Source organism: Halorhodospira sp. 9621 (genome assembly GCF_022228055.1).
Classification (GTDB): Bacteria; Pseudomonadota; Gammaproteobacteria; order Nitrococcales; family Halorhodospiraceae; genus Halorhodospira; species Halorhodospira halophila_A.
Map to the genome: position 1 here is coordinate 65697 of NZ_JAJNRD010000001.1, position 21940 is coordinate 87636.

19 protein-coding genes and 2 tRNA genes are annotated in these 21940 nt (G+C 65.5%); 12 read left to right on the forward strand and 9 right to left on the reverse strand.

The genetic code is table 11. The features are described from left to right. Positions 1-96: 96 nt before the first annotated feature. Together LRF89_RS00300 and LRF89_RS00305 are read right to left on the reverse strand one after the other, a co-directional pair. A complete protein-coding gene (locus LRF89_RS00300) occupies positions 97-870 on the reverse strand; it encodes an SDR family oxidoreductase (protein ID WP_201167208.1) in 774 nt (257 codons plus the stop codon). 105 nt (positions 871-975) lie between these two features. After that, positions 976-1953, reverse strand: coding sequence for a D-2-hydroxyacid dehydrogenase (locus tag LRF89_RS00305; protein WP_201167212.1), 978 nt, complete (start codon positions 1951-1953; stop codon positions 976-978). 106 nt (positions 1954-2059) lie between these two features. On the opposite strand from LRF89_RS00305, the gene mobB reads away from it, so the two are divergent. Both mobB and LRF89_RS00315 read left to right on the forward strand, forming a co-directional pair. Continuing rightward, complete coding sequence (gene mobB, locus LRF89_RS00310) at positions 2060-2683, forward strand: molybdopterin-guanine dinucleotide biosynthesis protein B (protein WP_201167215.1); 624 nt, start codon at positions 2060-2062, stop codon at positions 2681-2683. A gap of 149 nt (positions 2684-2832) precedes the next feature. Continuing rightward, a complete protein-coding gene (locus tag LRF89_RS00315) occupies positions 2833-4734 on the forward strand; it encodes a propionyl-CoA synthetase (protein ID WP_201167217.1) in 1902 nt (633 codons plus the stop codon). A gap of 60 nt (positions 4735-4794) precedes the next feature. Here the strand turns inward: LRF89_RS00315 and LRF89_RS00320 are convergent, their stop codons facing one another. Then, a complete protein-coding gene (locus LRF89_RS00320; protein ID WP_238634810.1) occupies positions 4795-5547 on the reverse strand; it encodes a zinc-dependent peptidase in 753 nt (250 codons plus the stop codon). Positions 5548-5619: 72 nt separating this feature from the next. On the opposite strand from LRF89_RS00320, the gene LRF89_RS00325 reads away from it, so the two are divergent. After that, positions 5620-6819: a TraB/GumN family protein gene (locus LRF89_RS00325; RefSeq protein ID WP_201242522.1), complete on the forward strand. Its 1200-nt coding sequence runs from the start codon at positions 5620-5622 to the stop codon at positions 6817-6819. Here the strand turns inward: LRF89_RS00325 and LRF89_RS00330 are convergent. After that, positions 6816-8369 (reverse strand): peptide chain release factor 3, encoded by a 1554-nt coding sequence (locus tag LRF89_RS00330; RefSeq protein ID WP_201167225.1) that lies wholly within the window; start codon positions 8367-8369, stop codon positions 6816-6818. The genes LRF89_RS00325 and LRF89_RS00330 overlap by 4 nt on opposite strands. A gap of 221 nt (positions 8370-8590) precedes the next feature. On the opposite strand from LRF89_RS00330, the gene LRF89_RS00335 reads away from it, so the two are divergent. The 7 genes from LRF89_RS00335 (at position 8591) to LRF89_RS00365 (ending at position 13923) form a co-directional block, all read left to right on the forward strand. Next, positions 8591-9064, forward strand: a complete 474-nt coding sequence (locus LRF89_RS00335) for a DUF4168 domain-containing protein (RefSeq protein WP_238636408.1) — start codon at positions 8591-8593, stop codon at positions 9062-9064. A gap of 176 nt (positions 9065-9240) precedes the next feature. Beyond that, positions 9241-9765, forward strand: a complete 525-nt coding sequence (fabA, locus tag LRF89_RS00340; RefSeq protein WP_238636409.1) for a bifunctional 3-hydroxydecanoyl-ACP dehydratase/trans-2-decenoyl-ACP isomerase — start codon at positions 9241-9243, stop codon at positions 9763-9765. A gap of 38 nt (positions 9766-9803) precedes the next feature. After that, entirely contained in the window at positions 9804-11021 is a 1218-nt protein-coding gene (gene fabB / locus LRF89_RS00345; protein ID WP_201167231.1) for a beta-ketoacyl-ACP synthase I, read from the forward strand. Positions 11022-11084: 63 nt separating this feature from the next. Next, positions 11085-12479: an oxygen-independent coproporphyrinogen III oxidase gene (gene hemN, locus LRF89_RS00350; RefSeq protein WP_201167233.1), complete on the forward strand. Its 1395-nt coding sequence runs from the start codon at positions 11085-11087 to the stop codon at positions 12477-12479. A gap of 19 nt (positions 12480-12498) precedes the next feature. Beyond that, positions 12499-13659 carry a LytR C-terminal domain-containing protein gene (locus tag LRF89_RS00355; protein WP_238636410.1) on the forward strand — a complete coding sequence of 387 codons (1161 nt, stop codon included), beginning with the start codon at positions 12499-12501 and terminating at the stop codon, positions 13657-13659. 44 nt (positions 13660-13703) lie between these two features. Beyond that, positions 13704-13777 (forward strand) — tRNA-Cys (locus LRF89_RS00360). A 61-nt stretch (positions 13778-13838) separates the two neighbouring features. After that, a tRNA-Leu gene (locus tag LRF89_RS00365) sits at positions 13839-13923 on the forward strand. 174 nt (positions 13924-14097) lie between these two features. On the opposite strand, the gene pgsA is transcribed toward LRF89_RS00365, so the two are convergent. The 3 genes from pgsA to LRF89_RS00380 form a co-directional block, all read right to left on the reverse strand. Further along, positions 14098-14649 carry a CDP-diacylglycerol--glycerol-3-phosphate 3-phosphatidyltransferase gene (gene pgsA, locus LRF89_RS00370; protein WP_201167237.1) on the reverse strand — a complete coding sequence of 184 codons (552 nt, stop codon included), beginning with the start codon at positions 14647-14649 and terminating at the stop codon, positions 14098-14100. A 9-nt stretch (positions 14650-14658) separates the two neighbouring features. Next, on the reverse strand, positions 14659-16500 hold the full coding sequence (uvrC, locus tag LRF89_RS00375; RefSeq protein WP_201167239.1) for an excinuclease ABC subunit UvrC: 1842 nt from the start codon (positions 16498-16500) through the stop codon (positions 14659-14661). Between the two features lie 221 nt (positions 16501-16721). Continuing rightward, positions 16722-17372, reverse strand: coding sequence for a response regulator (locus tag LRF89_RS00380; RefSeq protein ID WP_201167241.1), 651 nt, complete (start codon positions 17370-17372; stop codon positions 16722-16724). A gap of 131 nt (positions 17373-17503) precedes the next feature. Between LRF89_RS00380 and LRF89_RS00385 the strand changes: the two genes are divergently transcribed. Further along, positions 17504-18304: a RibD family protein gene (locus tag LRF89_RS00385; protein WP_238634805.1), complete on the forward strand. Its 801-nt coding sequence runs from the start codon at positions 17504-17506 to the stop codon at positions 18302-18304. A gap of 34 nt (positions 18305-18338) precedes the next feature. Here the strand turns inward: LRF89_RS00385 and LRF89_RS00390 are convergent, their stop codons facing one another. Further along, on the reverse strand, positions 18339-19736 hold the full coding sequence (locus LRF89_RS00390; protein ID WP_238636411.1) for a class II fumarate hydratase: 1398 nt from the start codon (positions 19734-19736) through the stop codon (positions 18339-18341). A gap of 107 nt (positions 19737-19843) precedes the next feature. Between LRF89_RS00390 and purB the strand changes: the two genes are divergently transcribed. Further along, positions 19844-21211, forward strand: a complete 1368-nt coding sequence (purB, locus tag LRF89_RS00395; RefSeq protein WP_201242528.1) for an adenylosuccinate lyase — start codon at positions 19844-19846, stop codon at positions 21209-21211. Between the two features lie 82 nt (positions 21212-21293). Here purB and LRF89_RS00400 read toward each other — a convergent pair whose 3' ends face one another. Beyond that, positions 21294-21935, reverse strand: coding sequence for an NUDIX domain-containing protein (locus tag LRF89_RS00400; RefSeq protein ID WP_201167246.1), 642 nt, complete (start codon positions 21933-21935; stop codon positions 21294-21296). Positions 21936-21940 lie beyond the last annotated feature (5 nt).

The following is a 21940-nucleotide window of genomic DNA, read 5'->3' on the forward strand; positions in this document are numbered from 1 at the left end:
GCACCAGGTGGGACAACGATAGCCTATGCTGTGATCCCTGACTCAGCCCTCATTAATGGAAAAAATATTCCATTGCCCTACAGGGTGTCGCTGTGCTCAGACCTGTCGGGTCTCACGCCAGCGCTGGGCGTGGTCCTCGTCGCTGATGTTCCATTCCTGCTCGATGAACTGCTTGTCGCCTGTCTCCAGCAGCGCCCACTGGACGAAGTCGGCGGCGTCCTCCGGAGTATGGAGCTGGCCGTTCTGCTTGAGCTTGATGAATCGGTCTACGGCCGGGAAGCGCTCCGGCGTCTGGGTCCGGATGTGATCCTGCATCGGGGTATCCACGACACCCGGGCGAACGGAGCCCACCAGGATACCGTCCCGCCACAATTCGTCCCGGTAGACCTGATAGATCATGAACAGCGCGGCCTTGCTGGTGCAGTAGGCCCCCCACCCCATCGATGGCTTGTGTGCCGCTCCCGAGGAGATATGCAGGATACGGCTGCCCCGCTCCATGCGCGGCAACAGCCCCTGGGTGAGAAAGACCGGAGCCTCGACGTTAACGGCCATGGCCTGTCGCCAGGCCTCGAGGTCTACCTCTCTGAGCGGTCCCACCGGGTCTAGCAGACCGGCGTTGTGGACCACGGCGCGGACTCGCCACCCCTGAGCAGCATCAACAATGCGGGCGCGATCCTCCGGGTTGGCAATATCTGCACTCAACGTGCGGATGCGCTCAGGAGCGACACTGGCGGTCTCGCCCAACGGCTCGGCACGCCGCCCTACCGTGAGCACTTGTGCCCCGTCCCGGGCGAGTCCGCGCACCAGGGCCCTGCCTAGGCCACTACCGCCACCGGTTACCAAGACCAGATCGTTGTCCTGCCACTTCATCCTGCACTCCTTCACTCGATCCCAGCGACCCGTCCCCACCCGGGCGGGTGTGGACCGGGCCCCGCTCCGATTCAAGGAAAAAACCCAGTGTAACCAGTCAGCGCCTTACGGGTCGTTGTCCGGGCCGACGACCTGGTTCGGTGGCACTTCTCCGGCTGCAAAGGCCGCCAGGATGTCACGTAGTTGCCCCACAATGCGCTGTCGTGCCTCCAGCGCAGACCATGCGCTATGCGGAGTGACCGCCAGATTCGGTAGATCCGCAGCCAGTAGCGGATGCTCCGGTGGCGGTGGTTCCTTGGTCAAAACATCCAGTGCCGCTGCACCGATCTCCCCGTTACGCAGCGCCGCTGCCAGCGCCGGCTCATCGATCAGGCCCCCACGAGCGGTATTGACCAGTAAAGCATCGCGGCGCATCAGCCGCAGGGCCTGCGCGTCGATGACTCCGGCCGTCGTTTCCGTCAACGGGCAATGTAGACTCAGGACATCCACCTCGGGTAACAGGTCGTAGAACGGCACACGGCCACTGCGACAGGTCGCGGCTGCGGGCCGTTCCGCTACGCGGACCTTCATGCCCAGGGCCTCGGCATAAGCCGCCACCCGCTGACCCAGGGTGCCGTAGCCGAGAATGCCCAGGCACCGGCCGGATATTTCGCGCTGACCGGAGTCGATGAGGCTGAAATGGGCGCTGCTGCACCACTCCCCCGCCCGGACCCGCGCCGTGGCCGCGGGGATCCGCGTGAAGTGGTTGAGGATCATGGCCAGCGTGTGCTGCGCCACCGCAGTGGTCCCGTAGCCCCGGCAGTTCGCGACGGTGACCCCCCGTTCGCGGGCCGCGTCCAGGTCTACATTGTTGGTGCCCGTGGCCGCCACCGCGATCAGTCTCAGGTTAGGAAGACGGGCCAGGGCCTCAGCGTCGATGACGACCTTGTTGACGATCGCCGCCTCGGCGGGTTCGAGCCGGGGGAGCAGCGCCTCGGGACGGGTCCGGGGGTAGCACTCGAGTGGATCAGCCACCCGTTGCAGCGGGCCGAGATCGAGATCTCCAAGATCGAGGGATCCTGCATCGAGGAAGGCGGTGTGCATAGCGTGGCCCTGGGTGTCAGTTAATAGACCACCTGGCGCGCGGTTGCGCGACAGCCTGTTCGTTATTCTATGATCTTTCAGCTCTTGAGACAGGAGGCGACAAAATATGCCGCCAGGCTGTGGACACTGCCCGCCCCCTCCGGAAGACGCCCTGCAGCAAGCGGCACGCTTGCCGGCCCTCCGGCCGGTTATCGCCGTCACCGGGTACTCGGGGGCGGGCAAGACGACCCTGCTCACCGGGCTCGTGGCGCGGATGCGTCGCGGTGGCTGGTCCCCGGCCGTGGTCAAGCATGCCCACCACGGCTTTGACATGGATCGTCCGGGCAAGGACAGCTATCGGGCTCGGGAGGCCGGCGCCGAGCAGGTTCTGGTGGTCTCCGCTCGGCGCTGGGCGCTGTTGACCGAAACCCCGACTGCCGAGCGGGATGAGGATCTGCTCGTCAGGCGGCTTCAGGCCATCGACCCTGAACGGGCTGACGTCATCATCGCCGAGGGATTCCGCCACAGCGGTGCCGGGCAACTGCTGGTCCACAGCCAGCGCACCGGGACCGATCGCCCCGATTTCCGGGCACCCGGGATACTCGGTGTCGCCACCGATGAGCCACAGGCTGTGCCTTCGGGGCTGCCCTGCCTGGATCTCGATGACCAGGCCGCTATCGCAGCATTCGTCGAGCAATGCATCCACGGCATTATTGCGCGTACTGACGGCAATCCGGCACCTCACTATTAACAAGTCGAATCAATAAGTTAAAAGCGTACTTGCCCTTCCCTGCAGCCTGGACCGGGGTTACATTGAGCGGACCGGCGCGGGCGTACGCGCGGGTCGATAACAAGCATAAGCCCGGGGACGGCGACACCCCCAACGGAGGGAGGGGAGCCATGAGCTATCAGGAGACTTATCAGGAGTCGATCAACGATCCGGAGGGGTTCTGGTTACGCGAGGCGCGGCGCCTGGCGTGGATGACCGAGCCCCAAGCAGCCCTCGCGGAGGATGAACAGGGACGACAACGCTGGTTTCGCGGAGGACGCCTGAACGTCGCCCAGCTGGCGCTCGACGTGCATGTCGATGCCGGCCGGGGCGATCAGCCCGCCCTCCTCTACGACTCACCGGTTAGCGGCGGTAAAGAACAGTACACCTACCGACAGCTTCGCGACGAGGTGGCGCGCGCCGCCGGGATGCTGAGCGATCTGGGGGTCGGCCGCGGTGATCGGGTGGTCATCTACATGCCGATGATCCCGGAGGCGGTCATCAGCATGCTCGCTTGTGCACGGCTCGGTGCCATCCACTCGGTGGTGTTCGGTGGGTTCGCCGCCAACGAGCTCGCCGTGCGGATCGACGATGCCAGCCCACGGGTGGTGCTCACCGCGAGCTGCGGAATCGAGGTCGACCGGGTTATCCCGTACCAGCCACTGGTCAACGAGGCCCTGCGCCGTGCGGAGCACAAGCCGGAGCGGGTGATCTACGTCAGTCGCCCGCAGGCCGGGGTGGAATGGGACGAGGAACGGGATCTGGACTGGCACACCGGCTTAGCGGGTGCCGCTCCGGCCGATCCGGTGCCTGTCGATGCCACCGATCCGCTCTACATCCTCTACACCTCGGGTACCACCGGGAAACCCAAGGGCGTCGTCCGGGACAGTGGCGGATACGCCGTGGCGCTGAACTGGAGTCTTGGAGCTGTTTACGACCTGCACCCGGGGGACGTCTTCTGGACTGCCTCCGACGTCGGCTGGGTCGTCGGCCACTCTTACATCGTCTACGGCCCCTTGATTCGGGGCTGCACCACAGTGGTCTATGAGGGCAAGCCGGTGCGCACCCCCGACGCCGGTGCCTTCTGGCGGGTGATCTCGGAGTACCGCGCCAAGGCTTTCTTCACCGCTCCTACCGCCTTCCGCGCCATCAAGAAGGAGGATCCCGAGGCGCGCCATCTGCAGCGCTACGACATCTCCTGCCTGGAGAACGTCTTTGTTGCTGGTGAGCGACTCGACCCCCCTACCTACGAGTGGCTCTCACAGACCCTGCAACGGCCGGTGATCGATCACTGGTGGCAGACAGAGACGGGCTGGCCCATCGTCGCCAACCCAATGGGTATTCAGCCCATGCCCGTCAAGAGCGGTTCCGCCACCGTACCCATGGCCGGTTACGATATCCGCGTACTGGACGACTCCGGCCGCGAATTACCGGCAGGTGAACAGGGCAACCTGGCCATCCGGCTCCCGCTCCCACCGGGCTGCCTGCCGACCCTCTGGAACGACGAGGCCCGCTTTCAGAAGTCGTATCTGGAGCGCTTTCCGGGGTTCTATGACACCTCGGATGGCGGGTTCATCGACGAGGACGGCTACGTCTACGTCATGGGCCGGGTGGATGATGTGATCAACGTAGCCGGCCACCGCCTCTCCACCGGCGAGATGGAAGAGGTCATCGGCGATCACCCGGCAGTGGCCGAGTGCGCTGTGGTTGGTATCCACGACGACACCAAGGGCGAGCTGCCGGTGGCCTTCGTGGTGCTCAAGGATGGCAGTGACATCGACCAAGAGCGCATCGAGTCGGATCTGACCGGCATGATCCGCAACGAGATTGGCGCCATTGCTTCCCTGCGCCGGGTCGCCGTAGTCCAGAAACTGCCCAAGACCCGTTCCGGGAAGATCCTGCGCAAGAGTATCCGGACGCTCGCGAAGGAGGCGCGCGAGCAGGTTCCCACTCCTTCGACCATCGACGACGTCTCGAGCCTGGACGAGATCGCGGACGCGATTCAGGCCTACAATTTGGGACGTCACACCTGACGTCGCCGTGTCGGGCGCGGCCAAAGCGCCGCGCCCCACGGGGCCCCCGCGCCGGGGCGCCTAGCCCAGTGACCAGCCATAGAACCGCTCAAGCTGCTCGTAAACCGCCGGGAAGGATCGGCGCAGCCGCCGCGGGTCGGCGAAGAAGGTCTCCGTGGCTACCGCGAAGAATTCACCGGGATCCTGCCCGGCGTAGGGGTCGAGTGGGGCCGCGTCGCTCCCCTCTTCCGCCGCGTAAGTCTCCATCGTGCTGAACGCCGGCAGGAAGGCCGCCGACCAGTCCTCGACGGCCATCCCGCTCGGCAGCGGCGGCAGCCCGTTGACCGCGCCCTGACCCATATCCAGCTTGTGCGCGCACTCGTGGATGACCACGCTGCTACCCGGCTCCGGTTCCAGGGCGTCCTCAAGGGAGAGGACCAGCGGGCCCCCTTCCCACGCCTCGCCGATTAACGGTCCCTCCTCGATGTGCACGATGCCGTCTTCATCCTCGTACTCATGGGTGGCGATGAAGCCGGCTGGATACAGAAGGACGGTCGCCCAAGGCGCATACCAGTCCAGTCCCAGCTCCAAGACGGGCACAGCAGCTTGCAGTGCCACTGTGTCGATGGCTTGCGCATCGACTGTAACGCCGGCCAGGCCTTCGAAGCGCTTCTCGTGAACCAGCGCAGCCGCAACGGCTGCCAGGCGTTGCCGCTTGGCAGCATCCAGCCGGCGCAGCCCGGGCAGCGCTGCCTCGGCGCGGCTCCAGGCGCCGGGCGAGAGCCTGTAAGCGCGGGCAACACGGCGGCGGCGCCAATTACGCAGCCATCCCACGTCCACGCCTCCCTTGGGATCTTGGGCTCGCCTGGGTCATAATCCACCACCGTTGCCACTGGAAAGCCGATCATGCCAGAAACCACCCCCTGCGGTCCGCGCAAGCACATCAACGTTAACGGCACCGAGTTCGTACTCCTGGGCACGGCGCACATCTCCCGGGCCAGTACCGAAGAGGTCGAGCGTGAAGTGGCCGGCGGCGCCTACGACGCGGTGGCCATCGAGCTCTGCGAGAGCCGCCTGCGCGCCTTCCGCGAGCCCGACCACCTGGAGCGGATGGATCTTTTCCAGACACTCCGTGAGGGGCGTGGTGGGCTGGTCATGGCCAGTCTGGCCCTGGGGGCGTATCAACAGCGCCTGGCCGAGCAGCTCGGCGTGGACCCCGGGGCAGAGATGAAGGCAGCCGCCGCTGGGGCCGAACGCCAGGGCGCCGATCTGGTGCTGGTGGACCGGGAGGTCGGCGTTACCATGCGGCGGCTCTATCGCAACGTGCCCTGGTGGCAACGCTTTGGCCTGATCGGCGGCCTGATCGGCAGCCTCGCCTCCTCCCAGCGAATCAGTAGCGAGGAAGTGGAGCGGCTCAAGCAGGGGGACCTGCTGGAGTCGACATTCCGCGAGTTGGCCCAGAGCAGCCGGGCCCTGTACCAGCCACTGATCGATGAGCGGGATCGCTATATGGCCGCGCGGTTGCTGGAGTCCGCGGCTGGGCGCTACAAGCGTGTCCTCGTCGTGCTCGGCGCCGGACACCTCGAGGGGGTGGCGCGGTACCTGGGGCAGGCCTGGGAGGATCCGGGGGTCGAGCGCGAGGCGCTGGATCGGATGCCGCCGCCGGCACGCTGGCCACGCTACTTGGCCTACTTGGTGGCCATCGTGATCATCTCCGGCTTCGTCATCGGATTTAGCCGCAGCCCGGAGCTGGGCTGGACTCTGGTTGCGACCTGGGTGCTGATCAATGGCGGCTTCTCGGCACTGGGAGCAGCCCTCGCCTACGGCCACCCGGTGACCGTGGCTGGCGCCTTCCTGGCCGCCCCCCTGACCTCGCTCAATCCGACCATCGGCGCCGGCTTCGTGGCTGCCGCCATCGAGCTGACCGTGCGGCGGCCTCGGGTCGGCGATTTCCGCGCCTTGCGTCAACATGTGGCCCACTGGCGCGGGTGGTGGACCAACCGGGTGGCCCGCACCCTGCTTGTATTCTTCTTTGCCTCACTGGGCTCGGCCATCGGCACCTATCTGGCCGGTGCACGCATCATCGAGCGGCTGATCGCCGCCTAGCGGTCCCGCGTTGCGTGGAAGCCCAGGTCCGGCCAGCGCTCCTGGGTCAGCTCGAGGTTGGCCCGGGTCGGGGCGAGATACGCCAGCGCCCCGGTGCCGTCCCAGGCCAGCGCGGACTCGTTGCGCTCCCGGAAGCGTTCGAGCATCTTGGGATCGTCGCCGGTCACCCAGCGTGCGGTGTAGACCTGGACGCCCTCGAAGGTGCACTCGACGCCATACTCCTTGCGCAGGCGGTACGCAGCCACGTCGAACTGCAGGGTGCCGACAGCACCGACGATCCAGTCACTGCCGAGTAGCGGGCGGAATAGCTGGGTTGCCCCCTCTTCACACAGTTGTTCAAGTCCTTTTTGTAAGGCCTTCATTCGCATCGGATCCCGAAGAACGACGCGACGGAAGAGCTCCGGTGCAAAGTCGGGGATCCCCGTAAAATGCAGCGGCTCGCCCTCGGTGAAGGCATCGCCGATGATGATGGTGCCGTGGTTGTGGATACCGATGATATCCCCGGGAGCCGCCGTCTCGGCATGGGAGCGGTCACTGGCCATGAAGGTGGTGGCGCGGGGGATCTTCATGCTCTTGCCGGTGCGTACCTGGTAGAGCTTCATGCCGGGCTCGAAACGACCTGAACAGACGCGCAGGAATGCAATGCGATCACGGTGCTGCGGGTCCATATTCGCCTGGATCTTGAAGACGAATCCGGTGAAACGCCCCTCGTCGGCGTGGACCTCGCGGCCGGCATCGCGGCTGCGCGGCGCCGGGGCATGCTCAACAAAGTCGTCCAGCAGCTCGCGGATGCCGAAGTCGTTAACCGCCGAACCGAAATAGACCGGCGTCAGGCGCCCGGCGAGGTAAGCCTCAGGATCGAAGGAATCGCTGGCCTCGCGGACCAGCTCGATCTGCTCGCGCCACTCGTCCACCTCTCCCGGGAAGAGCTCGTCAAGGCGCGGGTTGTCCAGCCCCTGGATGACCTCGCCATCGGCGAACAGTCGCACCTGGTCCAGGTTGAGGTGGTAGACACCGCGAAAGCCCCGGCCCATCCCCAGCGGCCAGGTCACCGGCGCGCAGCGGATGCGCAGGACCGACTCCACCTCGTCGAGAACCTCGACCGGGTCACGGCCTTCGCGGTCGAGCTTGTTGATGAACGTCGTAATGGGCGTATCCCGCATCCGGCAGACGTCCATCAGCTGCACGGTGCGCTCCTCGACGCCCTTGGCGATATCGATGACCATCAGGGCCGAGTCGACCGCGGTCAGGGTGCGATAGGTGTCTTCGGAGAAGTCTCCGTGCCCCGGTGTGTCGAGCAGGTTCAGAATGCGCTCGCGATAGGGGAACTGCATGACCGAGGAGGTTACGGATATCCCCCGCTCCTGCTCCATCGCCATCCAGTCGGAGGTCGCGTGAAGCTTGGATTTGCGGCCCTTCACGGAGCCCGCCATCTGGATGGCGCCCCCGTAATAGAGCAATTTCTCGGTCAGTGTGGTCTTGCCGGCGTCGGGGTGCGAGATGATGGCGAAGGTGCGTCGCTTCGCTGCCTCGGTGGCCACGTCTTGCATCGGGTCTCCTGAACGGGGGTGAATCCGCGCATCATGAAACCGTACGATTCTACCCGAAGCCCGGCCGTTGCGTCGTCTCCTGAGGCTGGCACCGATGGCCCGGGCGGGAACCTGAGCGGGCCTGGTGATGTCGCACCAGGCAGCGCGCCGGGACCGGACGGCAGACCGGCTGTGTCGCGGCGGCATGTACATTCGGTAATGGCGCAAAAGGAGTCCTCAGCATGAAGAACCAACAGTGGATCAAGCTCCCTGCCACGGCAGCTGCCCTGGCGCTGGTGTTCAGCGTGAGCGCCCAGGCCCAGCAGGATCCGGGCATGGGGCAGCAGGATCCCGGTATGCAGCAGCAGGATCCGGGGATGGGGCAACAGGACCCCGGCATGCAGCAGCAGGACCCGGGCATGGCCCAGCCGGAGCCTGACCAGGCCACCTTCAGCAGCGACCAGATCGAGCGCTTTGTTGACGCTTATCTGGACATCATCGACATCCAAGAGCAGTACACCTCCGAGATCGAGGGTACCGATGGCGCCGAGGACGCTCGTGAGCTGCAGGAGCAGGCCAACGATGAGATGGTGGCGGCGATCGAGGACAACGGCCTGAGCGTTCCCGAGTACTCTGAGATCGCCAATGCCATGGACATGGATCCGGAACTGCGCGACGAGGTCTCGTCCAAGATCCATGAGCGCGAAGGCGGCTGAACGCTCGGCCCCTAGCCGCGCGCCGAACCACCCCCGGCCCCCACGCAGGGCCGGGTTTTTTTTGCCCGAGTGCGGCAGCGGGTGCGTGGCTAGTTCAGACGGGAGTGTGTACGATAGCGGCCGCACCGGCGCAAAACCGCCCTCTCTTTCGACGCTGAACTCTCCAAGAAGGTCGCATGGTCAAGCAACACAGCTACAACCGAGACGAACTCCTGCTCAGCGGTCATGGCCGGCTCTTCGGCCCGGGGAACCCCCAGCTCCCGAGCCCGAACATGCTCATGTTCGACCGCATCACCCGGATCAATGATGACGGCGGGACGTACCGCAAGGGTGAGGTGGTCGCTGAGCTGGACATCCATCCGGAACTCTGGTTTTTCCGCTGCCACTTCCCGGGCGATCCGGTGATGCCCGGCTGTCTGGGTCTCGATGCACTCTGGCAGATGGTCGGCTTCTACCTCGGCTGGATCGGAGGCAACGGGGCCGGTCGCGCGCTGGGTTGCGGCGAGGTGAAATTTACCGGACAGATACTCCCGGACAATCGGCTGGTTACGTACAATGTGGCGCTGAAGCGCGTGATCAACCGCCGGCTGGTCATGGGGATCGCCGATGGCAGCGTGTCTGTCGACGGCGAGACGATCTACGAAGCTACTGATCTGAAAGTCGGGCTCTTCCAGAACACCGGCGAGCTGAACGGGGCATAGGATCAGGCGCGGACGCCAGGAGTGACAGGAGGAATATCGTGCGTCGAGTGGTAATTACCGGTCTGGGCATCGTGTCGTGCATCGGCAACAGCCGCGATGAAGTCACGGCGTCTTTGCGGGCCGGCAGGTCCGGGATTCGTTACCAGCCCGAATACGAGGAGGTCGGCCTGCGCAGCCTCGTCGCCGGCAGCTGCGACATCGATCTCCAAGATCACATCCCCCGCAAATCCCTGCGTTTCATGGGCGATGCCGCCGCCTACAGCTACATCGCCATGGACCAGGCGATCGCCGATGCGGCCCTGGACTACGATTCCATCTCGAGCCCGCGTGTTGGCCTGATCGCCGGTTCAGGCGGCGCGTCGACAGCGAATATCGTCAGCGCCACCGAGACCTTGCGCAGCCGTGGGGTCCGGAAGATCGGCCCTTACGGCGTCACGCGCACCATGGGGAGCACCGTCTCGGCCTGCCTGGCGACACCGTTCCGGATCAAGGGCCTCAATTACTCCATCACTTCTGCCTGTGCGACCAGTGCTCACTGCATCGGGGCGGCCATGGAGCAGATTCAGTTGGGCAAACAGGACCTGATCTTCGCCGGGGGCGGTGAAGAGGAGCACTGGTCGCTGACCCAGTTATTCGACGGCATGGGCGCGTTGTCGACCAAGTACAACGACACCCCCGAGCAGGCATCCCGCCCTTACGATGCCAGCCGCGACGGCTTCGTGATTGCCGGCGGGGGCGGTATGGTCGTGGTCGAGTCGCTTGAGCATGCCCAGGCGCGTGGCGCTCCGATCCTCGCCGAGTTGGTTGGCTTCGGAGCGACCTCCGATGGTTACGACATGGTCGCCCCGTCCGGAGAGGGGGCGGCGCGCTGCATGCGCCAGGCCCTCGAAGACGTCGAAGGGCCGGTCGACTACATCAATACCCACGGCACCAGCACCCCGGCCGGCGATATCACCGAGCTCGAGGCCACGCGGGAGGTCTTCGGGGACAGCATGCCGCCGATGTCGTCGACTAAGTCGCTGACCGGCCACTCCTTGGGCGCCACCGGGGTCCAGGAAGTCATCTACTCGCTCCTGATGATGGAGCAAGGGTTTATCTCGCCCTCGATCAACATCGAGCAGCTCGACCCCGAGGCAGGTGACGTGCCCATCGTCACAGAGACGCGCGAGGGGGTTAAGCTGACTACCGTGCTCACCAACAGCTTCGGCTTCGGTGGTACGAACGCAACGCTGGCACTACGCCGTTTCGACGGCTGAACGGGGCGGTGCCGGCACCCCGGCGCCGCTGGCCTCCAAGCGATTAGGGCGTAAAGGTCTCTTATGGAACAACGGCTTGACTTCGATCGCGATTTGCTGCGCCGCTACGATGTAAGCGGACCGCGCTATACGTCGTACCCGACGGCGCCCCAATTCCATGAAGGGTTTGACGCCCAGGCTTACGCCGCGGCAGCCCGGGCCACCAACGAGGCGGATCACCCCAACCCCCTGTCGGTCTATGTGCACGTGCCGTTCTGCCGCAATGTTTGCTTCTATTGCGCGTGCAACAAGATCGTGACGGCGAATTACGGCCGTGCCCAGGAGTACCTGGAGCACGTGTTCAGGGAGATCGAGCTCCAGGCACAACTTTTCGGAGACCACCGACGCGTTGAGCAACTGCACCTGGGAGGCGGCACCCCCAACTACCTCACGGTCGACGATCTGGGCCGCCTGGTCGAGAAGCTGCGCGAGCAGTTCACCCTCGACGACACCGATCACCGGGAGTTCTCCATCGAGATCGACCCGCGCGACGTGCAGCTCGAGGATATCGGTCGCCTCGCCGAGCTCGGTTTCAACCGCATGAGCGTAGGCGTTCAGGACTTCAACGAGGACGTGCAGGCAGCGGTCAACCGCGTACAGAGTGCCGAACTCTGCCGTTCGATCATCGAGGAAGGCCGGCGACACGGGTTCCGCTCGACCAACGTCGATCTCATCTACGGCCTCCCCAAGCAAACGGTGGAATCCTTCGAGGAGACCCTGGACGAGGTCATTGAACTGCGCCCTGAGCGCTTGGCGATCTACAACTACGCCCACCTGCCGCACCTGTTCAAGATCCAGCGGCAGATCAACGAGGACGAGCTGCCCGGTCCCGAGGACAAGCTGACCATCTTTGGGCGCACCATCGAGAAACTCACCGAGGCCGGTTACGTCTTTATCGGCATGGATCACTTCGCCCTGCCCGATGACGAACTGGCCGTGGCGCAGAAGAAAGGCACCCTGCACCGTAACTTCCAGGGGTACTCCACACGTGCCGAGTGCGACCTGATCGCCCTGGGGTCCACTTCCATCGGCAAGATCGGCAACACCTACAGCCAGAACCTGCGGGATCCCGAGGAGTACCAGCAGCGCATCGCCAACGGCGACCTGGCGGTCTTCCGCGGCTACGAGCTGAACGAGGATGATCTGCTACGCCGGGAGGTGATCATCGAGGTCATGTGCCACTCCCGTCTCGATTACGCGGACATTGAGGCGCGGCACGGCATCAACTTCAACGAGTACTTCGCCGATGCCCTGGAACGGCTGCAGCCGCTGGTTGAAGACGGGCTGATGGAGATGGACGACCGCCACCTTCAGGTACTTCCAAGAGGGCGGTTAATGCTCCGCCACGTCGCCATGGCCTTCGATGCCTACCTGGAGCGCGAAGCCAATGAGGGCAAGCGCTATAGCCGCGTGCTGTAGGAGGCTCTGGCGAGGGGGCGTGGCCGCATCGGCCCTGGCCACGGCGGCAAGCGCCGTGGCCGGGCCGACCCTCCCCGATACGCAAGTTCTGGACCCCGGGCAAGTCGATGCACGCGGGACCCTGGGATTCAGCTATTTCGGCGCGGGCCAGGGCACGACCATGGATATCCTGCCCACGCTGCGCGCCGGTCTTCCGGGGCCTTTCGACGTCGCGATCACGGTTCCCTACCGGCACGACCTTGAAGAGGACGAGTACGCTCTGCGCAGCTCGTTCCGTACCGACTTCTCCTTCCGGATCCACGACGACGGGCGTCGCCGGGCGGTGCTGCGGGGCTACACCACCTTCGACCCGTCAGACTCCGGGGAGCGAGTTGGGAGCGGATCGCACAACTACGGGGTCAGTGCCGATTTCCGGGGCGAGGACTGGCTGGTCCCCGGAGCCTTCTACCTCCGCGGCGCTCTCGAGCGCCACGACCACCGCCAAGATCCCGGCAGCGGCGACCTCGACTATCGGCTGGCGAATCGGCTAACCGCCGAGGCCGGTGTGGGTCTGGATACCGACATCGATGCCGAGCCCTATCTCGGGATCCGCGGCACCCAGGGGCTGGGATCGACGACTCGGGATCAGCAGAGCCTGTCCTTCCGTCCGGGCATTCGGTTTCGCATCACGGGCAACTCCGAGCTCCAGTTCCTGGCTCAGTTCGATACCGTGCAGCGCAACGCTGAGCCCGAGCGGGCGATCTTCGCTACGTGGACGTACCGGCATCGCCCGCCGGATCGCGATCTGGATAGCCTCCGCGAGCGTATTGCCGCCAACGAGACAGCGATCGAGCGCCTGGATCGGCGGGTGGGGGATATTGAGCGCCGGCTGCTGACGCGTCCCGAGGTTCCCGAACCCGAGGCGACCGGAGGCGTTGTCGTGCTGAACCACTCCGGTATACCGGAACTGACAGCCCTGGTCGTCGATACCCTGGAGACCCTTGAGCTATCGGTTGCGGAAGCCCGTGAGGAGGACGACGTGGCCCGCCGGGACCGCACAAAGATCCTCTATCGGCCGGGGCATGCCGAACGGGCTCGGGAGATCGCCCGCGCCCTCCCGGGCAATCAGCTGATCGAGCAGCGGGAGGATCTGCCTGATCAGGCCGAAATCGCCGTGCTCGTCGGCTTCGACCTGGAGTAGCCCCCTTGCCCTCGGAGCACTGTATCGCTATCATGCGACGCGCTGGCTAGGTGGCAGAGTGGTGATGCAGCGGCCTGCAAAGCCGTGTACGTGGGTTCGATTCCCGCCCTAGCCTCCACCACCTTTCCCCATCGGCTATCGCCCCCTCCAAATGTCATGGCGAAGTCGATCCCCCGCCTGCCCAGGTGGCGGAACTGGTAGACGCAGGCGACTTAAAATCGCCAGGCTTATGCCGTGCCGGTTCGAGTCCGGCCCTGGGCACCATGCCGGGCGCCTTGCCGCGCCTACGCGGCCTACGCGGCCTCTACCCCGATCCCGCAACTCGATGGCTGTCGGCACCAAACGATGCCCCCTCGAAGGGCCGGCTCAAACCGGCGGCGGGGTGCCGGCGGCCGAAGGCGGCCTAGTCGCCCGCGCCCTGCCCGTCCCATCCACGTGTCAGTCTAGGACCTCCATCGCCGCTCGCATGTAGACGTAGGCGGAGTAGAGGGTCAGAAGTGCCGCCATCCAGACCAGAATGAATCCGATCTCGGGAATCGGTATCCCAAGGATGGGTTCGCGATAGAGCAGCATGAGGATGGCCGCCATCTGCGCGGCCGTCTTCAGCTTGCCCATCTGGTTCACCGCTACACTAGCCCGCTTGCCGATCTCCGCCATCCACTCGCGCAATGCCGAGACCGCGATTTCGCGACCAATGATCACCGCCGCCGGGATCGCCATCCAGAGTCCGGGGTAGACCGCCACGAGGGCAACCAGCGCTACGGCCACCATAAGCTTGTCCGCCACCGGGTCCAGGAACGCGCCAAAATCCGACGACTGGTTGAGTCGGCGGGCCAGGTACCCATCAAGCCAGTCGGTGATCGCCGCTAAGGCGAACACGGCCACGGTGAGCAGGTTGGTCCACGGCGGAGGCAGGAGGAAGCAGAGCCCGAAGACCGGGATCAGCACGATGCGGAACAGTGTGAGCGCGGTGGGCAGAGTCAGCGTCATGATGGTGTCCTAGCCGTGGAACGTGTCGTAGATCCGTTGAGCGAGCGAGCGGTTGATGCCGGGCACGCAGGCCAGGTCCTCGACGCCCGCCTGACGGATTCCCTGCATCCCCCCGAAGTGTTTCAGCAGGCTCTGGCGGCGTTTCGGCCCCAGTCCTGGGATCTCTTCCAGGATCGACTCCCGTCGTGCCTTGCCGCGGCGCTGGCGATGACCACTGACCGCAAAGCGGTGGGCTTCGTCACGCACTTGCTGCAACAGGTGAAGCGCCGGCGAATCCGCCGGCAACTCGAGTTCCCGCTCCCCGTCATCGAGCAGCAGGGTCTCCTCACCGGGGCGACGCTCCGGCCCCTTGGCGATCCCCATCAGGGCGACGCCGTCGATACCCAGTTGGTCGAGGACTTCCCGTGCCTGTGCAACTTGCCCCTTTCCTCCATCGATTAGCAAGAGGTCGGGCAGCGGTGCCTCGCCGCTCTGCACGCGCCGGTAGCGCCGCGTCAGCGCCTGGTGCATGGCCGCATAGTCGTCGCCGGCCGTTACATCGCGGATGTTGAAGCGACGATAGTCGCTCTTGACCGGCCCCTCCTGATTGAAGACCACGCAGGAGGCCACGGTTGCCTCGCCGCCGGTGTGGGAGATGTCGAAGCACTCGATCCGCTCCGGCGGCATGTCGCTGTCGATGATCTCGGCAAGCGCGCTGTAGCGCTTGCGTTGGCTGGACGTGGAGGCACTGCGTGCCGACAGGGCGTAGCGGGCATTCTCCTCGGCCATCTCGACCCAGCGGCGACGGTCGCCGCGCACACGATGGCGGATCGCCACCGCGCCGCCAGAGGGGGTGCGCAGGGTCTCTTCGAGCAGGCGTTGCTCGCGGACCGGGCGATTGATCACGACCTCTGGGGGGGCGGCACGGCCGATGTAGTGCTGAGCCAGAAAGCTTGCCAGGATATCGGTCTCGCGACTGCCTCCCGGCACGTTGGGGAAGTACGACTGGTTGCCCAGGCTGTTGCCGCCGCGAATGAAAAAAACCTGAACGCAGGCCGTATCCCCCTCTGCCACGCAGGCAACCACATCCATGTCGTCGTCCCGGTCCTGCGCGACGTACTGCCGCTGCTGGATGTGCCGGAGATTGGCAATGCGGTCACGCAGGCGCGCCGCCTGCTCGAACGCCAGGTTCTCCGCGGCCTCCTCCATGCGCTCGACCAGCTCGGCAATGACCTCGCCGGAGCGCCCTTCCAGGAAGAGCTCCACGTCCCGCACCTCGCGGCGATAGTCTTCCTCGCTGATGTACCCGACACAGGGCGCCGTGCAGCGTCGGATCTGGTATTGCAGGCAGGGGCGCGAGCGGTTCCGGAAGAACGTGTCCCGGCACTGCCGTATGGGGAAGACCTTCTGCAGATGACCGAGCGTCTCGCGCACGGCCGTGGAGTTCGGGTAAGGCCCGAAGAATCGGCCCGCCCCCTTCCGGCCGCCCCGGTGGTAGCCTAGCCGCGGAAACTGTTGATGACTGGAGAGGTAGATATACGGGTACGACTTGTCGTCCCGCAGCAGGACGTTATAGCGCGGCCGGTGCTCTTTGATCAGGTTGTTCTCCAGGATCAGCGCCTCGGCCTCGGTGTGCGTCACCGTGATCTGGATATCGGCAATGAGCTGGACGAGCCGCTCCGTCTTGGGCGTCTTGCGGGACGGCGTAAAGTAGCTGGAGACGCGCCGACGCAGATTGCGGGCCTTACCGACGTAAATGATGGTGCCTTCGGCGCTGAGCATGCGGTAAACGCCCGGCCGCTCCGGCAGGCTGCGGACCCGCTCGCGCAACGCCTCACGCCCGGAGATCTGCTCTGCCGAACCCTTGCTCATCCCGTTCCATGCCCTGCCCTGCTGTTGAGCCGGTCTGACCGCCTGCCGTCGCCCCCCGGAAACCCGGTTCTGGAGAGTCCGGGTGTTGTACCCGCTCCTTCAGCCACTGTCCACCGGAGCGGAACACAGTCGGAGTCATGGCGGCCGCGCCGGCACCAGGCGCGCGGGCAACAGCCGCGGCCCGTGACACCCCCGACCGCCACCCGCAGGCGAGGAAACGCTCAGGACTCGGGGGGCTTGGAGTCAAGCAGACCGTAGTCGAGGGCAACCCGCGTCAACTGGGCATCGTTACGCACGCCCAGCCGTTCGTAGAGACGACCGCGGTAGGTGCTCACGGTCTTGGGGCTCAGGCACAGCTCCTTGGCGATGCTGGTCCCCCGCTGTCCGTTGAGGATGCGCATCAGCACCTCGAACTCGCGGGAAGTCAGACCATCGAACGGGCTCTCACCGGTGCCGTCCAGGCTGACCAGGGCCACGTGCCGGGCGACCTCCGAACAGATATAACGGCGTCCGAGGTAGACCGAGCGGATAGCCTCGATCAACTCTTCCCGGTCCGCCCCCTTGTGCACATATCCCCTGGCGCCCGCCCGCAGCGCGTGGGCCGGATAGGGCCCCGAGTCATAAATGGTGACCGCGATCACGCCGACCTTCGGGTGGCTACGGGACAAGCGCCGTGTGGCCTCGATCCCCCCCATGCCTGGCATCTGAAGATCCATGAGAACCACATCGGGCTCATGCTCGCGCACTGCAGACAGGGCCTGCTCGCCGTTCTGTACCTGCTCAACGATCTGGAGGTCCGGGATATCCCGGAGCATTCCCTCGATGGCCTGCCGGACCAGGCGGTGATCGTCTGCCAGAACAATGCGAATCATCCACCCACCTCGAAACCGCTCGGGATACTCGGCTATTCTGTAGAGCGTGTTACATTCGGGCAACCCAAACTGATCAGGCCGTCACCTGCATGGACCCTACCCTACATCCCCGGCTTCAGCGATTGTATCCTTTGGAATCAACAGGTTCCGTCGACCTCGAAGGCCTCTACCTCGACACCCCTCTCCCGGAGGGGAGCGGCAATACGCCATGGGTCTACGCCAACTTTGTCACCAGCCTGGACGGGCGCATCAGCCTTGATGTCGGCCCCGGTTGCCGCGTGCCAGATACGGTGGCTAATGCCCGTGACTGGCGACTCTTCCAGGAGCTCGCCGCGCGAGCGGACTGCCTGATCACCAGCGGGCGTTACCTGCGGGAACTCGAGGGGGGCTTTGCCCAGGATATCCTTCCGGTGGGCCCGGCATTCAACGACCTGCAGCAGTGGCGGCGGGATCACGGGATGCAGCTGCAACCGGATGTGGCGGTTGTTTCCGGTTCAGCGGATTTTCGGATCCCGTCCCTGCTGCGCGAGCAGGGGCGACGGATCTGGCTGTTCGTCCCGGAAGATACAGCAGCGGAACGGCTGCAGTGTCATCGTGAGGTGGGAGCCGAGGTGGCGGCCCGGTTCCCCGGCGGGCGAGTGACGGGTCAGCAGGTGCGCGAGACGCTCGGCGCACTTGGGTATGCCCGGGTGTATTCGGTCGCCGGTCCTCAAGTAGCACATACTCTGGTCTCGGACGGGAGCCTCGATACACTCTTCAAAACCGTCCGCCACCGGATCATCGGCGGCAAGCCAGGTGCGTTCGAGACCATCATCGAAGGTGCAGGCCTTGAGCGCCCGGCCGACTTCCTGTTGCGCTGGATCTACCTCGACCCCGGTACCGCCCCGGGCGAGGAACAGCAACTGATGCGCCTGGACCGGGTCCGGGGGTAGACCGATCCAGGCGCCGGGCATCCCGGCCGGGCGGTTACTGTCCCTGGCCCGGGATGCCGCCGCGTGCCAGCTCCCGAGGGTCCAGCAGGCGCTGCAACTCTGCCTCCGAGAGGTCGGTCATCTCGCGGGCCACCTCGATCACCGGCCGCCCCTCCCGATACGCCTGCTTGGCGATCTCGGCGCCCTTCTCGTAACCGATCACGGCGTTCAGGGCCGTCACAAGAATCGGGTTGCGGTCCAGAGCGGTGCGCAGGTTGTCCTCGTTAACGGTAAACCCGGCAATGGCGTCCTGCCCGAGGACCGTCGACGCGTTGGCGAGAAGATCGATGCTCTGCAGCACGTTGTAGCCGATCACGGGCAGCATGACATTAAGCTGGAAGTTCCCGGACTGGCCCGCCACCGAGACGGTGGTGTCGTTACCCATGACCTGTGCCCCGACCATAGCCACCGACTCCGGGATGACCGGATTGACCTTGCCGGGCATGATGCTCGATCCGGGCTGCAGGGCCGGGAGGCTGATTTCGCCCAGCCCCGCCAACGGGCCGCTGTTCATCCAGCGCAGGTCATTGGCGATCTTCATCAAAGAGACCGCCACGGTGCGCAATTGTCCGGATAGCTCCACCGCGGCATCCTGGCTCGACAGGGCCTCGAAGCGGTTCGGCGCCGGGGCGAAGGGTACGCCGCTGGCTTCGGCAAGCCGCCGACAGACCTGCTCACCCAGCTCTGCCGGGGCGTTGATGCCGGTGCCCACGGCGGTGCCCCCCTGGGCCAGGGCGTGCAGCCTTGGCAGGCCAGCCTCGATGCGGCTGACCCCGTTGCGGATCTGCGCGGCCCAGCCCGAGAGCTCCTGCCCTAGGGTCACCGGCATGGCATCCATCAGGTGAGTCCGACCGGTGGTGGTGACATCCTCAAGCTCGGTGGCGCGCTGCTCGATGGTGTCCGCCAGTCGGCGCAGTGCCGGCAGCAGCCGATCGTGAACCTCGAGGGCGGCGCTGACGTGGATTGCCGTCGGGATGACGTCGTTGGAACTCTGCCCCATGTTGACGTGATCGTTGGGGTGGACGGGGCAGCCCGCCCGGTCACTGGCCAGCCGGGCGATGACCTCGTTGGCGTTCATGTTGCTCGAGGTGCCCGAGCCGGTCTGGAAGACGTCGATGGGGAAATGGTCGTCGTACTCGCCCCTTGCGACGGCCTCGGCCGCCTCCGCAATGGCTTCGGCGACGGTCGGATCGAGACCGGAGAGGTCGCGGTTGGCTCGCGCGCAGGCCGCCTTGATCAGCCCCAGCGCCTGGATGAAGGGCCGCGGCATGGGCTGCCCGCTGATCGGGAAGTTCTGCACCGCACGCTGCGTCTGCGCGCCGTACAGGGCGTCCGACGGGACCTGGAGTTCACCCATGCTGTCGCGTTCGATCCGGTAACCGTCTTGAGTCATAGATTGGCTCTCTCTCCTGCTCAATAGCGAGGGGCGATCAGGCCCACAAAAAGGCGAACAGGCATTGTAGAATACGCGGCCGGAATTGGCAGCGGAGACCCTTACCCGTGGAGCTGGATACCCTGACCGCACTCGCGCCGATCGATGGGCGCTACGCCGACAAGACCGACAGCCTGCGGCCGTTGCTCAGCGAGTACGGCTTGATTCGTCACCGAGTGGTGGTCGAGGTCCGCTGGCTGCAGGCCCTGGCTAACGAGCCGGGAATCGCCGAAGTCCCGCCGCTGTCGGCCGATGCCACCACCTTCCTGGAGGAGCTGCTGGCCGGTTTCGACACCGAGCAGGCGCGGCGAATCAAGGCGATCGAGGCGACCACCAACCACGACGTCAAGGCCGTCGAGTACTATCTCAAGGAGCGGCTCACCGCGCACGAAGAGCTCGCGCAGCGCGCCGAGTTTGTGCACTTCGCCTGCACCTCCGAGGACATCAACAACTTGGCCTGGGCGTGCATGCTCCGTGGTGCCCGCGACGAGGTCCTGCTGCCGGCACTGGACGCCACCATCGAGCAGCTGCGCGAGCTCGCCCATGCCCAGGCTGAGCAGCCCATGCTCTCGCGCACGCACGGTCAGACGGCCTCGCCCACAACGCTGGGCAAGGAGATCGCCAACGTGGTGCATCGGCTGCGCGAGCAGCGGCAGCGCTTGGCGGATGTCCAGCCGCTGGGCAAGATCAACGGCGCCGTGGGCAACTTCAACGCCCACCTGATCGCGTACCCGGAGGTGGACTGGCCTGCCCTGGGGCAGCGCTACGTCGAGGGTCTGGGGCTGGGGTGGAACCCTTATACCACGCAGATCGAGCCCCACGACTGGATCGCCGAGTTGTTCGATGCCATCAGCCGGGTCAATACCGTATTGCTGGATCTCAGCCGCGACGTGTGGGGGTATATCTCGCTCGGCTACTTCGGACAGCGGGTCGTTGCCGGCGAGGTCGGCTCCTCGACCATGCCCCACAAGGTCAATCCGATCGATTTCGAGAATGCCGAAGGGAACCTGGGGGTCTCGTCAGCGCTGCTTGAGCACCTGGCTCGCAAACTGCCCGTATCCCGTTGGCAGCGGGATCTGAGTGACTCCACGGCCCTGCGCACGGTGAGCCTGGGCATCGCCCACACACTCATTGCCCTGAAGTCCCTTGAGAAAGGTATCGGCAAGCTGGAGGCCAACCCCCACCGCCTCGACGACGACCTAGAGGCTGCCTGGGAGGTATTGGCCGAGGCGATCCAGACGGTGATGCGCCGCTACGGGGCCGAGGAACCGTATGAGCAGCTCAAGAAACTCACGCGTGGTCGCCGGATCGATGAGCACGCGGTCCGCACATTCATCGAGGGGCTCGACCTACCGGAGGAAGCCAAGGATCAGCTGCGCGGGCTAACCCCGCGAACCTACCTGGGCAATGCCGCGGCCCAGGCCCGCGCAGTGTAGCCGCTCGCCGCCTCTGCGCCGGGTGCGCCGGGCCCTTGCGGCCCGGCCCCGGGTGGGCCCGGTGACGTTGCTGCTCCGGGCGCTAGTCGGGATCCTCAGCGGACCAGAGATGGTCCGACCAGGCCCCCTCGGTCCACTCCTCGCGCAGACGACGGCGGTTGAGAGCCAGCCACTGTAGCGCAATCACCGGCATGGCGGCCCGATAATGGCCCTCTGCCACCTGTCCGATGGCCTCGTCGGCCGGGAGCACATGGGTCCAGATATCCTCGTGCTCCTCGTCGAGCCCGTGGACACCGCCGGCTTCACTGGTATCGCAGCGGGCACAGTAAAGCACGACCCGCTCCGTGCTGCCGCCGGGGCTGGGCAGGTAGTCCGCAATCGGGCGCAGGTCCTCAATGACCACGTTGGCCTCTTCCCGCGCCTCGCGGATGGCCACTGTGCGCGGATCTTCCCCAGGTTCCGCGATGCCGGCGATGGTCTCGGTGATCCAGGCGCCGCGATTGTCGTCGATGGCCCCGACCCGGAACTGCTCGACCAGGATGACCTCGTCGCGCTCGGGATCATAAGGCAGGACGCCAACGGCCAAGCCACGGACCAGACACTCCCGCGTCAACTCGGGCGTCATGCCGCCCTCAAACCTGGCGTGACGCAGACGGATCCGGTCCAAACGGAGGAACCCCTCATGGCAGGGGTCACGACCGAGGATCTCGAAACGGTGGGCCATTCCTT